The following is a 16,330-nucleotide window of genomic DNA, read 5'->3' as shown; positions in this document are numbered from 1 at the left end:
CTGCAAATGCGGGGTTTTATGATATAATGAATATCTAAGAAGGGAGCACTATGGCACAATCACAAAATACAAGCGTTGAGCTACAAACCACAGGAGTTTCTTACATGGGATTTGGTGGTAAGGTTGGCAAATTTTTACTTGGTGACAAGGCTCTAGAATTCTATCCTGATAGCAACGTTGAGCGCTATATCCAGATTCCTTGGTCAGAGATGACTAGCATTGGTGCAAATGTTTCTGGAAAAACAATCAGTCGACATTTTGAAATTTACACCGAAAAAAGTCGCTTCCTGTTTGCTTCCAAAGACTCTGGTAAGATTCTCAAAGTTGCTCGTGAGCATATCGGTAATGAGAAAGTCGTCAAATTACCAACCCTCATACAAACAATTGGAAGAAAAATTTCTAATCTATTTGCCAAAAAATAAAAATTCAAGTATAATAGTAGCAACGGATAAGTAGCATCTGGCTCCTTCCAGAAAGTCTGCGGTCGCTGTGAGCAGATAGGAAAAAGTTGTGAAATTCTACCGTTATGAAATTATCAACATACAATCAAGTGCACAGAATGTGAAGCTGGATGGAACCGCGGTAAATATCGCTCCAGCATCTCTCATTCTGTGTTTTTTATTCTAAAGGAGACATCTATGCTAGATATCAAACGTATTCGTACTGATTTTGACGGAGTGGCTGCCAAATTAGCTACTCGTGGTGTGGCTGCCGAGACCTTGGCAGACATCAAGGAATTGGATGCAAAACGCCGTGAAATCTTGGTTACTGTAGAAGAATTAAAAGCTGAACGTAACACAGTTTCAGCAGAAATTGCCCAAGCAAAACGTAACAAAGAAAATGCAGATGATAAGATTGCTGCTATGCAAAAATTGTCTGCAGATGTGAAAAATTTAGATACAGAACTCTTGGAAATTGATGAAAAACTAAATGCCATTCTTGCAGTTCTTCCAAATACTCCTCATGATTCTGTTCCTGTTGGTGCAGACGAAGAAGAAAACGTGGAAGTTCGCCGTTGGGGGACACCGCGTGAATTCACTTTCGAGCCAAAAGCTCACTGGGATTTGGGCGAAGACCTAGATATTCTGGACTGGGAACGTGGCGCAAAAGTAACTGGTGCTCGCTTCCTCTTCTACAAGAATTTAGGTGCTCGCTTAGAACGTGCCCTCTACAACTTCATGTTGGACGAGCATGTCGCAGAAGGCTACCAAGAAATCATCACTCCTTACATGGTCAACCACGACTCTATGTTCGGTACTGGTCAATATCCTAAGTTCAAGGAAGATACTTTTGAGTTGGCAGACACTAACTTCGTCCTCATTCCAACTGCGGAGGTACCATTGACCAACTACTACCGCAACGAGATTTTGGAAGAAAAAGACTTGCCAATCTACTTCACAGCCATGAGCCCATCTTTCCGTTCTGAAGCTGGTTCTGCTGGTCGGGATACCCGCGGTCTTATCCGCCTCCACCAATTCCACAAGGTTGAAATGGTCAAATTTGCCACACCAGAGCAATCTTATGATGAATTGGAAAAAATGACAGCAAATGCAGAAAATATCCTTCAAAAATTAGGCTTACCTTACCGAGTCCTTGCCCTCTGCACAGGCGACATGGGCTTCTCTGCCGCTAAGACCTATGACTTGGAAGTTTGGATTCCTGCCCAAAATGCCTACCGTGAAATTTCGAGCTGTTCAAACACTGAAGATTTCCAAGCTCGCCGTGCCCAAATCCGCTACCGCGATGCTGCTGACGGCAAGGTCAAATTGCTCCACACCCTCAATGGTTCTGGTTTAGCAGTTGGACGTACCGTGGCTGCCATCCTTGAAAACTACCAAAATGAAGACGGCTCTGTTACTATTCCAGAAGTACTCCGTCCATACATGGGTGGGGTAGAAGTTATTAAACCTTAATCTCTACGGGAGATAAAAATGAAAAAGATTATGTTACTTACCGGAGTTCTCTTGAGCCTGCCCTGCCTCTCTGCCTGTCAAAAGGAGACAAACTCTACTAACAGTACTTCAACCAGTCAAGAAACCTCTAGTACCACTACTATCAGCTCTGAAACTAGTACTAGTTCGAGCAGTCAAGATGAAACAACACAAACTTCTTCCAGCCTTCAAGCCCAGCCTGTCCTTGATATCCTCGGCATTCAAGCAGGCGATTATTCTAGCCTAGTTGGCACTTGGAGAGACAACCTTGGAAATACATTGACTTTCGATAAATATGGAGCGTTGGCAGAATATCCTACTGTAAAAATGGGACCAAATTCCAACATTCGCAACAATGTTTTGGAACTATCTGTCCAAAACTCCGAACAAACGGGTAGCTTCAGGATGGTCTTTATCCCTCAAAACATCACCTACTCTCCTACCTACGAAGATGGCACAAGTAGTCCAGATGCTTCTGACACTAGTAAAGATCGGATCCTCATCGGACAAAATATTATCAATTCAAATCCAGACTATGTCTATTATCGTGTTGACACACCGTAGAAAAGTAAACAATCAGCTCTTCCACCTGAGAAGAGCTGATTTTCTTATGACTTATAAATAGTAAAATGCCACCACCGCCCAGGCATTATTGATAAAATGCACTGCAATAGGGTAAATCAGATAATCTGTCTTATAGTACAAGTAAGCCAAGATAAATCCTGGGCTAGCATAAATAATCCATGAACCCAAATCTGTTGGTCCATGTAGGAAAGCAAACAACAAGCCAGATACCACAATTCCCAAAATCTTGTATTTTTCAAAAAACTTTTTGAATAGATAGCCTCTGACAATGATCTCCTCTGAAATCGCTGCCTGACAGGCAATTCTGACAAAGGCTAACCCAAAGGGAATGGTTCGCAAAGTCTTTTCAATACCAATCTGATTAGCCGTATCTTCAATCCCTTGAAGGTCCATGATAGTATGCCCTAAGACAGTAGAAAGGCTGGTAAATAGTACGGTCAGTGCAACCAACCCAAGTCCCTTCCAGGTCAGGAATTTTCTATCCCAAATGGCAAGCCCTTTCCTTTATGCCAACCAACACATAAAGACCATTATTCCAATAGAAGATAGGCCGGCAGTCCATTGAGCGACTGGCGAGGTGGATTTTTGCAATATGAAAGTTGGAATGAGTTCAAGAAGCAATAATAGAAAGGCCTGCAATAAAATCCAGATTTTCCGACAAAGCCATTCTAACTTTTGACTGAATGATTCTAGCATTTCCAAACTCCTATCCTATCCACTTCTCCATATAGACCATATCCATGCCTTCTTGTTCAGGCTCTGTTTTGAAGGCCTTATAGCCGAGTTTTTCGTAGAAAGCGACCAATCTAGGTTCCTGCAAAACTGTACAGAGTACCCACTGCTTGACTATCGGATAAAGGCTTTCCAATTCGAGCATAGCCTTATGACCATAGCCTTTTCCTCTGTGGTCTGGATCAATGCCAATCAGACCTAGCCAGCCCTGGTCAGCATCTTCAGCGACCGTTGTTCGCACTAAACCGACTGTGTGCCCTTCCTCAACAATCTTGTAGTAGCTGCAATTTGGTCGTGCAAAGCGTGATTGGAAATAGTCCATAGTTTCAATGGCAGGGTTGTACTGGTCCTGATAGGTTTCATACAAAGCTGCAAAGGCTCGGTGCTGAATAGGTAGCAATTCTTCTGCGTTTGATAGATCTGCTTTTACTAACATGGAAAACCTCCTGAAATGATTTTATCCATTGTATCAAATCTAGCAAAAAAATACTAGGTCTTCCTAATATTTTTTTGTTTTTTCACTATCCACTATAAGGGGAGTATATCATCTGAAATGAAGAATCTATCGAACTATTTAAGGCAGTCCTAATCATACGAAGATTTCAAAAAGGCTTTTTATTACTCATTGATGAACGTTTGGTGTTTGGTTTATCTAAATGATGAATATCCCACATAGCCCAGAATGCAATCATCAGCATGATAATGGCAACCCAGACATGAGAAGAGAATTCTAAAACCTTTAAAAAAGCTAATAAGAGGGCTATAAAAAGTGCTACCAAAACAAATACTGCAACCATGAGATTAATGGTTCCTCGAATATTGTTTGGTGCTGCAAAGATATAGAATAGCACCAGCAACATGGCTAAGATTAGATAAAACATGCCTCTCCTTTTTCTTATCCTTCTTCAGTCGCTAATTTTTTCTTTTTAGCAGCCTTATCACGCTCTGCCTTGTTCAAGACTTGCTTACGAAGACGAATGGATTCTGGTGTGACTTCCATGTACTCGTCATCATTCAAGAATTCAAGTGATTCTTCAAGAGTCAAGATTCGTGGTGTCTTAATAACCGCTGTTTGATCTTTCGTCGCTGAACGAACATTGGTCATTTGTTTAGCAGTCGTGATATTAACAGTCAAATCATTTTCACGAGAGTTTTCACCGATGATCATTCCCTCGTATACTTCAGTACCTGGGTTGACAAAGATCGTACCACGTTCTTCGATACGCATGATAGAGTAAGTCGTTGCCTTACCTTGGTCGATAGAGACAAGTGCGCCACGGTGACGACCACCAATTTCGCCAGGAACAACTGGCAAGTATTGGTCGAAAGTATGGTTCATGATACCATAACCACGTGTCATTGAAAGGAATTCTGTAGAATAACCAATCAAACCACGCGCAGGAACGAGGAAGACAAGACGAGTTTGACCATTACCTGTTGAAACCATATCTAACATATCACCCTTACGCTCAGAAAGGGATTGGATAACAGAACCTTGGTATTCTTCAGGAGTATCGATTTGCACGCGCTCAAATGGCTCCATTTTCACGCCGTCGATTTCTTTGATGATAACTTCTGGACGTGATACTTGAAGCTCATAGCCTTCACGACGCATGGTTTCAATCAAGATAGACAAGTGCAATTCACCACGACCTGAAACAGTCCATTTATCTGGTGAATTGGTTGGATCTACACGAAGAGATACGTCTGTCTGCAATTCAGCCAAGAGACGCTCTTCAATCTTACGTGAAGTTACCCATTTCCCTTCACGACCCGCAAATGGTGAGTTGTTCACCAAGAAAGTCATTTGAAGAGTAGGCTCATCGATACGAAGAACTGGAAGTGCCTCAACTGCATCTGTCGGTGTTACTGTTTCACCAACGAAGATGTCTTCCATACCAGAAACGGCAATCAAGTCACCCGCTTTAGCTTCTTGGATTTCTTTACGCTCAAGGCCGAAGAAACCAAAGAGTTTTGTAACGCGGAAGTTTTTCGTTGTGCCATCTAGTTTAGAAAGGGTAACTTGGTCACCAACTTTAACAGTACCACGGAAGACACGACCGATACCGATACGACCTACGAATTCATTGTAGTCCAAAAGTGAAACTTGGAACTGCAATGGCTCATCTGAGTTGTCCACTGGAGCTGGGATATGCTCGATGATGGTATCAAAGATTGGTGCCATTGTTTCTTCTTGGTCATCTGGATTGTCAGACAATGAAGAAGTACCATTAATCGCTGACGCGTAGACAACTGGGAATTCCAATTGATCGTCGTCTGCCCCAAGTTCGATGAAGAGTTCAAGCACTTCATCCACTACTTCTTCAGGACGAGCAGATGGTTTGTCAATCTTATTCACAACCACGATAGGTGTCAAGTTTTGTTCAAGCGCTTTTTTCAATACGAAACGAGTCTGTGGCATGGTTCCTTCATAAGCATCCACGACAAGGACTACACCATCAACCATTTTCATGATCCGCTCAACCTCACCACCAAAGTCCGCGTGTCCTGGTGTGTCCATGATGTTGATACGAGTACCGTTATAAGCTACGGCAGTATTTTTTGCAAGGATGGTGATACCACGCTCTTTCTCAATATCATTTGAGTCCATGGCACGCTCATCCAATTGCGTACGCTCATCCAATGTTTGGGATTGTTTTAATAGTTCATCAACGAGGGTTGTTTTTCCGTGGTCAACGTGGGCAATAATAGCAACGTTACGGATGTCTTCTCTAAGTTTTGTCATAATATCCTCTGTATATTTTAATTTAACTAAAAAAGTATATCATAGATTGGCGTAAAAATCACAGATAATCATGTTGTAAATGTTTTCAACAATGAATTGCAAGTATTCAAAAAGAGAATGAAAACAAAAAAGTTTGGAACTTCTAAAATAAGTCCAAACATTTTTATCATTTTCCTATCGCTGGCAAGGCCATTTTGCATGATTCTTTATCCTGTTTTTAAAGAATATTTTCAAAGGTGTCACGAACATCTTGTGGCCAAACACTTGATTGCACTTCACCGATATGTTTCTTACGAAGTAAGAACATAGCCAGACGTGATTGACCAATCCCTCCACCGATTGTCAATGGGAACAAGCCATTCAAGAGTGCACGGTGCCAGTCATATTCTAAACGGTCTTCATCGCCTGTAATGGCAACTTGACGTTTGAGTGCTTCTTCGTCAACACGAATTCCCATTGATGAGATTTCAAAAGCTGACCCAAGTGCTTCGTTCCATACCAAAATATCTCCGTTAAGGCCTTTATAGCCTGCTTCAGATGGGCTTGTCCAGTCATCATAGTCAGGTGCACGGCCATCATGTGGTTTACCATCTGCCAATTCACCACCGATACCGATTAGGAAGACTGCACCGTATTCCTTGGCAACCACATTTTCACGCTCTTTTGGTGTCAAATCTGGGAAATTTTTCACCAAGTCTTCTGTGTGAATAAAGGTAATTTTCTTCGGTAAGACAGATTCGATATCGTAGCGTGCTTCAACTGCAAGCTCTGTCAATCGAATGGCCTTATAGATTTGTTCGACCGTTTCCTTCAAATAAGCCAAGTTGCGACGGCCATCAGGGATGACCTTTTCCCAGTCCCACTGATCCACATACACCGAGTGAATCGGATCCAAGGAATCCTCATCTGGACGCAAGGCTTTCATATGTACAAAAAGACCTTCTCCTTCGTGAAATCCAAAGCGAGCCAAGGTATGACGCTTCCATTTTGCAAGCGAATGAACCACTTCATAAGTAGCATCTGGTATCAGCTTCACATTAACGGTAACTGCATTCTCCACACCGGACAAATTATCCTGCATACCATCCCCGACACGACTCAAGATCGGTCCTTGCACTTCTACGATTTCTAGCTTATCTTTTAAATACTGGGTAAATGTATTTTTGACAAAAGAAATCTCCTCTTGCTGATGAATGAAGCTTTTCTTCATACCTACTCCTCCTTAAATTTTAATAGTCTTATTATACCGCTTTTTTTGCAGATGTAAAGATTTTTATTAAATATTCTGATAATTTAATAAACATTTATCACTTCCGATGTCAGAACGTCTATCAACTCCTTTGTGAGACGTCTAGGACCACGTACCGCCTTGACACCTAAGTCCAACATACGCTCCCTCGGTAAGACTGCATCAGATAGCTGGGCAATCAATTCCACTTGCATGACTTTCTTCTCTGTAGGAATGTCTGATTCCCCGCGATTTTCTAAGTTCGCCCCCAAGACACGGCAGACATAGCGAATAGCCTGTACAGGCGCCGTCACATAGATGGCTACAATATCTCCAGCTTGAATGGTTGATTTTTGCGGCCAATAGACTATCTTATTTTCCGCAAACTCTGTATCAATATCATAGACCTTTGGATTGGCAGGAATGACCCAGTAATCAGGCCCTTGCTCCGCCTTGTAGGATTTGGGACCAACCTGATAGCGACTTTTCTCAAGGAGGGCCAAAATCGCCTGATCCTCCACAGTATCATCCAGCAAGACCGACACCCAGGTCTTCTTTGACATATGGTAGGCAGGATAGATGCCCGACTGGCTTAGCAACTCTGCTATTTCCCGACCATCGACCTTGAGATTAACAATCTCCACCTCTTCTTGAGAACCGTTCCCGTCTAGCTTGTCCCTCGGAATCTGACTGACCAGGGCGTACCACTTGTTATTAGAAGGATGGCGAAATGCCCCATAGGTCGGCAACTTGGCAAAGGGATAGTCAGGCAGGTCACCCCACTTCTCCTTGATGAGCTGGGCTATGCGGTTGCTTTGGTCCTTGGAAAATGGCAGAGCGACACAACAAGCCTCCTCTACCCGAGCCAAAATGGACTGATAGCTTTCTCTCACCTGCCCCACAAAAGCCCCAGCTGGCGCAGTCACCAGATGGGCGGTATAGACCTCCTCCATCTCACAATCCCAGACAAAGGACGACAACTGCCCAGCCTCATCAACCTCCACCACCGCCTCAAACTGCCCCTCCATGAACACCTCACGGTAGGTGTAACGATTGTCGGCAAAGATGAAACCGAAAGGGATGAGAGAGGGGAGGTGTGCAATTTGTCTAGACATTTTAACCCCTTTAAAGTAATATATATAGAAAGTATAACAAAATCTGTTAAAGAATTTATTGTGGAGGTCAAATCTTGTCAAAAAAAATTATTAATGTCGTAGCAGCGGCAATCGAAAAGGATGGAAAAATCTTTTGTGCCCAGCGTCCTGAAGGAAAAAGTTTAGGAGGATACTGGGAATTTCCAGGAGGAAAGCTTGAGCAAGGTGAGACACCTGAACAGGCTTTAATTCGCGAAATAAAAGAAGAATTTGATTCTGAGATTGAAATCATTTCCTTCATCAACGAAGCCTCCTATGAGTATAATTTTGGTATTGTTACAATGAAAACCTACCGTTCAAAATTAGTTAATGGTGATTTAACGTTATTAGAGCACCAAGATTCAAAATGGCTTCCAATCGAACAATTAGATGAATTAGAATGGGCACCAGTAGATATTCCTGCGGTCAAATGTTTGCAAAAAAGATAGAGATTCTTCCCGAATCTCTATCTTTTTATTGATCTGTCAGGTATTTATACAAGTTTGTCTCCACTGGTGAATCCAGCTTAAATAACATTTGGACTACAGAGTCCCCATTTTTCATCATCTCACTTGCACTATTTTCAACGTATCTTAGTGGACCAAGATAATAAAATTCTCCACCTTCTGAATCATCTTTTATGACAAAAAGTTCTAACCTCAATTCATTTTCATTAGATTGAATAATTGTAGATACATCATTAGAATCTAATGTACGTTTGTTCTTTGAAAACCACTTCAAAGTCGACTCATTCAGCAGCTCATCCTCGTATTTTATGGTATCACTAATGTCTTCACTTTTATGATAAGTGATGAAGATCGGACAAGAATTAGTTTCCTTATCAATTTTGTATCCACCAATATTTAAAGGCGGCTCATCTTTTGCGACATTCATTAATTTAAGCACGTCACGTCGAGTGTATTTCTGCCCTAGTGTAAAAATTTCAGGATACTCTTTTGATTTTAAAATACCAGTTTTAATTGTATCAATAAAAAGTTGAGCAAAAATACTGTTATTTTCTAGTGATTGATAGACCGCATTATTCAATCTATACATATCCCCATCAAAATCAACTAACGGATCACTACCATATTTCTTTTGCTCCTGTGCTTTTAGAAATGATAGGTCCAACACTCTTGTTACCGAATCCAAAACATCTGTTTGAAAATCTAAATCATGCTCAATAATACATTCAAACCATTTATCTGACGAAACTAGTCCCTCATTTTCGACAAGCAAGTTCAACAAATACAGTTCATGTTTTCGTTTGCCATTCAAGATTTCAAATGTAATAAAATTCAAAAATCGCTTTTCAACTTCTGATAGAAGGATTGTTTCTTCTGAAAACTTATTGATGACTTCTCCGTAATTTTGAAAACTAGAGTTTTCAAAAAAGACAAGCGGATCAATGCTGTTTAATTTTACGAAATCTGATAGATACGGAACTCAACCCAACTTATTCTCTAAGTCTTTAAAAGCATCTCGTAAAATTTTAATTGATGAGAGTGTCGTATTTGTGATAGAAGAAAAAATCTGTTCTTTGGCAATCTTTTCAAAGTTAATTGTCGTCAAACCTTTTAAGATATTTGGTTCTCTAACCTCGCGACGATAATTATCTTTGTTCATAGATTGGTCCCCAAAGAGTGCAACTGGAATTAGATAGTTGTTTTGATAGTTTCCAATAAAATCAATTATGGTAACATATTCTTTCGAATCGTGCTTTCGCAAGCCTCGACCTAATTGTTGAATAAAAATGATACTCGATTGGGTATTGCGAAGCATGACTACCTGATTAACACTTGGAATATCAATTCCTTCATTGAAAATATCAACTGTGAGTAGATAATCTAGTTCACCCTTTTCAAGTTCTTGCACTGCCTTTTCACGGACTGTTTGACTATCATCACCTGTCAAGGCCTGTGTACGAAAACCTTTTTGATTTAAGAGAATAGACAACTCTCTTGCTTCATTCTTACTGGAACAAAACATCAAGCCACGAACAGACGCTCCGCTATGTCCATAATAAGTAATTTTATCAATAATATGATTGATACGCTCATCGGAAATTAAATGTGAAAAATCTTCATTCTCACTAATGAGCTCACCATCTACTAGAATATCAGTCACGCCAAAATAGTGGAACGGACAAAGCAAGTCGGCATCCATGGCATCTTGCAGACGAATTTCATAGGCGATATTGTAATCAAATAACTCATAAATATTTTGCCCATCTGTCCGCTCAGGTGTCGCCGTCATTCCCAAAAGAAAATCTGGGGCAAAGTAATTCATCACCTTCTTATAAGACTCTGCACCAGCCTTATGAACTTCGTCAATCAAAATGTAATTGAAAAATTCAGGCGAAAAGCGCTGTAAATGCTCATCACGCGATAGGGTCTGAATGGTCGCAAAAATATATTTTTTCCCTGAAATGTCCACTCCTGACTTATAAAGGCAAGCCTCATCGTCAGAAAAGCCAAGAACGCGTTGAAAACTTTCCAAAGACTTGCTTAAAATCTGTTCGCGGTGCACAATAAAGAGCACGCGTTCCGGATTGACCTGGCGAACATCAAAGGCTGACAAATAGGTTTTTCCAGTCCCTGTCGCAGAAATCACAAGAGCTTTCTTGGCACCATTATCACGCACCTGCTGTAAACCAACCAACGCTTCTTTTTGCATTTTATTTGGCTCAATCTTGCCGACTTGGTAGTCTGCTTTTAGCTCTTCCTCAAAGGTCGTTACCTGAATAACAGACTTCCGTTTTCGTTTATAGGATTCAATAATCTCAACTGTCAATGGTCTAGATAATTCCCAAATCCGGTCAAATTCTTGCTTGGTCTGATAAAGCAAATCCCCATTATCCGTTGAATTGAGCTTGATGTTCCACTCATAATTTTGTTTCAAGGCTGTCGCTGTTAAATTAGACGATCCAGCAATCAAAACCTGCTTGTTTTCCTGCTCAAACAAATAATATTTGGAATGCAGCTGCATGAATTCCTGGGAAATCCAGGCTTCCACATTTGGCAATTTCAACAAGTCATACATGGCTAAAGGGTCATTAAAATCAAGATAAGGTGAAATCAAAATTTTCCCCTGAACCCCACGCGCCGCTAAATCAGCCAATTGCGCCTTAATCATGGAAATCCCAGACTGAGTCACAAAAGCCACCGAGAAATAAAATGCTGAGCTCTTAAGTAATTCCTCCTGTAAATCCGTCAGGATAAATCGCTTCTCCTCAGCATTATTAATCAAAATCTTGGGCGCATAAGTCACATCCCGAAACCGCACCCGGTCAATAAAGCCAAACTGCATCGACTCCAACAACTGAGCCTCAAAAGCTGATCCCATAAAAAATAGTCCTATCTAGTTGATAGAACTATTATCTAATATATTGGGAAGGATGTAAAGATATTGATCGAATTATATACTCTCACAACTGTGAATAATAACCTATTTTTGCATCAATTCTTCTATCAATAATCGTGAATTGCCAAATTCTTTTTCAAACATCTGGTCGATAATATCCAAACATCTCTCTGCAATAGCATTTCCTTTATGTTCATCGTAAAGATTGAGCAATAATCTTACAAGGAGCTCTTCAGTCAATCTATCATAATAAGACTCATTTTCTAATTTAACCTCTTTAGACGTCATATTTGATACCGTTTCAAAAATAATTCCCTCATATTCTAAAATTGATACTTGTTTTTCAAGAAATTTTAAAAAATAATAATACAATTTTCTTTTATATCTAGATGTCAGTAGATTAATAATTAAATTTTTATCTTCCTTGACATCTAATAAATCATCTATAAATAATCGTGACAAAATATTTTCTAAATTCACATCGTCACATACTAAATAATAAGATATAAGTTCCTTCGCTTTTTCCTTACTTTCTTTTCTCTTTAAATAACTAACTGCTATCTGACAAATATTTTCTGCTTGAAGTCCACGTCTACCGTAAACATTCGATTTCATATCTCCTTTATTCAAGTAAATTTCTGTAATCAAAGAAGATGATTTTTTTATAATTAGTTTATCATTTGAGTTAAATCCCAACTGCAATAAACCCTGAATTTTATCCTTATAATCATCATAAAATCTGTACATGATATAGTTACTATTCCAATGTGCTAACATACGCTCATCTCCAGTAAAAACTATTTCAAAAAGCTCTTTAGCAAATTCTTTGTCTATTTCTAAGATAGTAGTAATAAGAAAAATAGAATTAAATCTTACATAGTTATTCCGATCTGCAGCAAGTGAATATATAGTATCTTTAAAATATGGAATAGAGTTGGGTGAAGCTATTATCAATTTATCTAGAGCATGAATCCCATATCCTCTTAACGTTGAATACGATTGTCTTGCATAATCTTCTAAATTTTCGATTTTACTAAATTTATCTAAAGTATCTAATTTTGTTTTTTTAAGATAATCTTTCACTCTCTCTAATACACTGATAGACCAATTAACCTCTGGATGCTTCTCTATTATGGTAAAGAAGTGATATAGGCTATCGTAACTTTCTGAATCAATGTGATTCAGAAGAATCACCTCAATATCAGATAATAAACTATCTGAAATCTCTTCCAGATCTTTGATACCTCCCAACAGACCATAAAGAAAATGTTTATTTATTTTATGCTTATAGGATAATTTTAAAAATAAAGGTACGTAGGTATGAGGTTCTTGAGAAACTACATCTCTAAAATTTCTTGATAATTCAGAAGGTGAAGATTCAACAAAAACATGACGTTTTTCATCCCATTTAGATCGTCTCCTATCTTTTTTATTAATAAGAATCTTCTCCCATGACTTAGTAGAGACTACTTTCCCATTTAATGGCGAAATTACACTTCCACTCCTTGACTCATAAAAAGAATCTTGAAAATTATTACTACGTTCTAAAACTTGCAATAATTCAGTTGCCTCTTTACTCACTCTTTCTTGAGGTAAAATCGACAACAATCTATATTGAAGCTCTCCCCAAAATGGCCAGTAGGCTACATAATCATTTTGCATTTTATTAGTATCAATACGTGATTTAAGCCTTCGTAAAGCTTCTGGTGATGTGTAGTGAATAATCCTATATTCTAATTGATGATATAATTCTGCCGAACAATTTATTGATACTTTACCAATCAGTCGCTTAGCTAAGATCATTTTTCTTTCATATCCTTCTGACTGCTCAAATAGTGTTTTATTAAAGTCGGTTAGTAAATATTCAATGCATTTATCAGCATAATCATCCGGTAAATAGTAAAGTGCATCTAAAATTAATTCATTATAAAAACAATCTCCTTTTCCCATGTAATCTTTATAACATACAAAAAAGTTTTTTGGTTCTCTATAACTAAAATATTTATTTGCCTCATGGAGTAGACTAATATAAAATCTCTGTAACCCATCTCTTTCTATTAACGCAAAATTATATTTCGATACATTAATTTTTGAAAATTTGCTAGCAAACGGCAACAACAAAGAAATAATTTCAGTATAATTTTTACTTATATATTCTTTAGAAACTTCGTCAAATTGTTTAGATTCACTATAAAATCTATCTTTGTTATCTTCCTCTTGATACTGTTCTAGGAGTAAAACTAAAATATCAATCGTATATCTATTAATATTTTTATAAACATCGTCAAGCCAGTCTATATTACTCACACAAGTTTTCCAGTATTCTAATCTTACTTTGAAAAACTCTTCCGAGTCATTATGATAATCACTATAAAAACAACCGCGCCACTCATCTTTATTGTCAGAATTTCTAATTGATTGAGAAATAAATTCAATACTATCACTCGTATAGATTGGTGAAATACTGCTTAACAAATTAATGACTAATATTTTATTTTGACCTAACCACTCAGATAAAATTCCTTCCTTTACTAAAAAATTAACATATGGTGGATGTCCACTAATGACAGATTGACACAAGTGATTTCTAAATTTTGACTCTTGAATTAATGTCCCTAAATATTCTAATATCTTTTCAGAGGGTTCTTTTATACTGCTCAGAAGTTCAAAGAAAACAAATTTAAAATTAAATCTTATATCATCATTCTTTATTAATCTATTTCCGAAATCCAAAAAATCTTCTTCTGATTCTTCCATCAATGATTGAAGGAAAATTTGAAATTGATAACGCCTCATGGGATTTTGCTGAGATTTATCTCCAACTATCTTATCAATATCATCTCCAGAGTAATAGTTATTAACCATCTGAGCTGCAACAAAACAATCTAAAAATGATTGGTGTACAAATAAAATTTTATTTTTTCGTTCCACCAACAATCCTTGACTGATTAAATATCGTAACGCTCTCTCATGATTGAATATTCTTCTCTTACTAAAAACAACGCTTCCTGTTTCTATGAATAACTTGATAAGATTATTTTTAAACTCATTTAATTCACTTTCATTTAAACCAGCTCCTTGACAATTTGCTGATAAATCTCTCCACCACTTATCTACTAGATTATAAGTGCTTGTTATCTGATAATAATCGGATTCATTGCTAATTTGTTCCCAAATATAGAGATTGCTTGGAGTTCGTAATAATTGTCTTAATTTATTTGGATATTCCTTATATCGACTTCCTAAAAGATTTTCAACTTCATCTTCTGAAAATTCATTAACCTCAATTTGATACCAGAATTTAGTCTTATCTTCGGACTTATTCTCAAAAAGTGATTTTATCCCATTATCATTCTCTAAATCATAGCTTCGACAAACAAAAACAATCGATATATTATGTTCTCTTTCCAAATTAATAGTCTGTATTTCTCGAATTAAGTCCAAACAGGTTGCAATAGAATTTTTCGAATTTCCAGCTGTCCACCTTAGTGCATCTAATTGATCTAATATCAATACAGCATGACAATTTTTAGAAAGTGCATCTAAACAATGACTGATACTGGCCGTAAACCCTAATTCTCTTCCCCAGGATTCTGCTGATTTTTTGGGAATATGGCTATCAAGTTTTATATCTAAATGTAAAATATGATTTTTATCACACCAATCAATAATATTCTCTGTTAAACCGCTTTTCCCATTCCCAGCTTTTCCATGAATAACAATAGATTTACCTTCAAGAATATATTTCTTACATTCTTCTAATTGTGAACGAATTTTTAATCCATACTTTAACGAATGAAAACGTTTTCTATAATCAGCATTTAAAGACTTCATTCTAGGTAATATTCTGTCATCTTTGGATAAATTTCGAAATTCAATTTTTTCACTTTTAAAAAATGCGTCTAAATCCGAAAGTGAGATCCACTTTCCATAAATTTCACCTTGTAAAATTAAATTAACAAGTTTCGACTTGATTGTGTTAGCATCACCAGCAAGGTATCGCCTGATATTATCTGTAATAAATTCTTCATTCTCTGGATAAGGTTCTTGCCTGATTTCTGTCCTACTCAGAAAGTTAATAATTTGTTGGACATCAGTTTCAATCGAAAGCCCCAAATATTGAACATAACTTGCAAATATTTTTTTTATCTCTGGTGACCGATTAACTTGGTATTCAAGGAAAGTCTGAACATTGTCATTCGTCTTAGCTCTATAAATCAAATCTGAAAAATTTGTAAATGGAAGTGGACTAACCAGTGAAACTACACTTGAAGAATTTCTTTCTAAATGCTTTTTCCAATTCTCTAAAATACCTTTCTGATGTAAATCAGAAAGTGTCCAGTGTTCTTTACTAGCATTTCTCCCTTTACATTGTTGGGCTTCTGTATGCCCATCCTTATATTTTAACCAAACGTCAATTCCTTGCTCCTCATCACCAATTGCTTCAATTTTAACAGCTTCAATTTTTTCAGAAATAATATCAATGAATTTTAACACTATCCAATTAAATTCATATCGATTTCCTAATTTATCTGATCTTCCTCCTGACTCAAATGGCATAACTAAATCTCCTTCCAGATAATATAAGTACCATCATTATACCAAAAACCCA

12 protein-coding genes and 1 pseudogene are annotated in these 16,330 nt (G+C 37.8%); 4 read left to right on the top strand and 9 right to left on the bottom strand.

What is annotated here, in order from left to right:
* The first annotated feature begins 50 nt into the window (after positions 1–50).
* The 3 genes from K6V48_RS04740 (at position 51) to K6V48_RS04730 (ending at position 2,495) form a co-directional block, all read left to right on the top strand.
* Positions 51–422 carry a DUF956 family protein gene (locus tag K6V48_RS04740; protein ID WP_024403603.1) on the top strand — a complete coding sequence of 124 codons (372 nt, stop codon included), beginning with the start codon at positions 51–53 and terminating at the stop codon, positions 420–422.
* Positions 423–638: 216 nt separating this feature from the next.
* Positions 639–1,913, top strand: a complete 1,275-nt coding sequence (serS, locus tag K6V48_RS04735) for a serine--tRNA ligase (protein ID WP_222368257.1) — start codon at positions 639–641, stop codon at positions 1,911–1,913.
* 18 nt (positions 1,914–1,931) lie between these two features.
* Positions 1,932–2,495: a DUF6287 domain-containing protein gene (locus K6V48_RS04730; protein ID WP_172066058.1), complete on the top strand. Its 564-nt coding sequence runs from the start codon at positions 1,932–1,934 to the stop codon at positions 2,493–2,495.
* Positions 2,496–2,546: 51 nt separating this feature from the next.
* Here the strand turns inward: K6V48_RS04730 and K6V48_RS11805 are convergent, their stop codons facing one another.
* The 7 genes from K6V48_RS11805 to K6V48_RS04700 all read right to left on the bottom strand — a co-directional run bounded on the left by K6V48_RS11805 (position 2,547) and on the right by K6V48_RS04700 (position 8,337).
* Positions 2,547–2,966 carry a CPBP family intramembrane glutamic endopeptidase gene (locus K6V48_RS11805; protein ID WP_261311044.1) on the bottom strand — a complete coding sequence of 140 codons (420 nt, stop codon included), beginning with the start codon at positions 2,964–2,966 and terminating at the stop codon, positions 2,547–2,549.
* Between the two features lie 54 nt (positions 2,967–3,020).
* Positions 3,021–3,212, bottom strand: a complete 192-nt coding sequence (locus tag K6V48_RS11800) for a hypothetical protein (RefSeq protein WP_261311043.1) — start codon at positions 3,210–3,212, stop codon at positions 3,021–3,023.
* A gap of 10 nt (positions 3,213–3,222) precedes the next feature.
* Positions 3,223–3,684, bottom strand: coding sequence for a GNAT family N-acetyltransferase (locus K6V48_RS04720; protein ID WP_222368255.1), 462 nt, complete (start codon positions 3,682–3,684; stop codon positions 3,223–3,225).
* A 166-nt stretch (positions 3,685–3,850) separates the two neighbouring features.
* On the bottom strand, positions 3,851–4,129 hold the full coding sequence (locus K6V48_RS04715) for a DUF3165 family protein (RefSeq protein WP_172018237.1): 279 nt from the start codon (positions 4,127–4,129) through the stop codon (positions 3,851–3,853).
* A gap of 14 nt (positions 4,130–4,143) precedes the next feature.
* Positions 4,144–5,994: a translational GTPase TypA gene (typA, locus tag K6V48_RS04710; protein WP_024403480.1), complete on the bottom strand. Its 1,851-nt coding sequence runs from the start codon at positions 5,992–5,994 to the stop codon at positions 4,144–4,146.
* 217 nt (positions 5,995–6,211) lie between these two features.
* Positions 6,212–7,204: an aspartate--ammonia ligase gene (gene asnA / locus K6V48_RS04705; protein ID WP_024403481.1), complete on the bottom strand. Its 993-nt coding sequence runs from the start codon at positions 7,202–7,204 to the stop codon at positions 6,212–6,214.
* Positions 7,205–7,287: 83 nt separating this feature from the next.
* Entirely contained in the window at positions 7,288–8,337 is a 1,050-nt protein-coding gene (locus tag K6V48_RS04700; protein WP_222368252.1) for an MmcQ/YjbR family DNA-binding protein, read from the bottom strand.
* Positions 8,338–8,411: 74 nt separating this feature from the next.
* Here K6V48_RS04700 and K6V48_RS04695 point away from each other — a divergent pair, with 74 nt between their 5' ends.
* A complete protein-coding gene (locus K6V48_RS04695) occupies positions 8,412–8,804 on the top strand; it encodes a (deoxy)nucleoside triphosphate pyrophosphohydrolase (protein ID WP_222368249.1) in 393 nt (130 codons plus the stop codon).
* A 25-nt stretch (positions 8,805–8,829) separates the two neighbouring features.
* Here the strand turns inward: K6V48_RS04695 and K6V48_RS04690 are convergent.
* Together K6V48_RS04690 and K6V48_RS04685 are read right to left on the bottom strand one after the other, a co-directional pair.
* A pseudogene (locus tag K6V48_RS04690) lies at positions 8,830–11,700 on the bottom strand (DUF3427 domain-containing protein).
* Positions 11,701–11,802: 102 nt separating this feature from the next.
* On the bottom strand, positions 11,803–16,278 hold the full coding sequence (locus K6V48_RS04685) for an NACHT domain-containing protein (protein WP_222368246.1): 4,476 nt from the start codon (positions 16,276–16,278) through the stop codon (positions 11,803–11,805).
* Positions 16,279–16,330: the final 52 nt, after the last annotated feature.

The sequence above is a fragment of the Streptococcus suis genome, assembly GCF_019794555.1.
In the GTDB taxonomy this organism is placed as follows: Bacteria; Bacillota; Bacilli; order Lactobacillales; family Streptococcaceae; genus Streptococcus; species Streptococcus suis_AB.
This window is presented reverse-complemented; position numbering and strand designations above follow the sequence as displayed.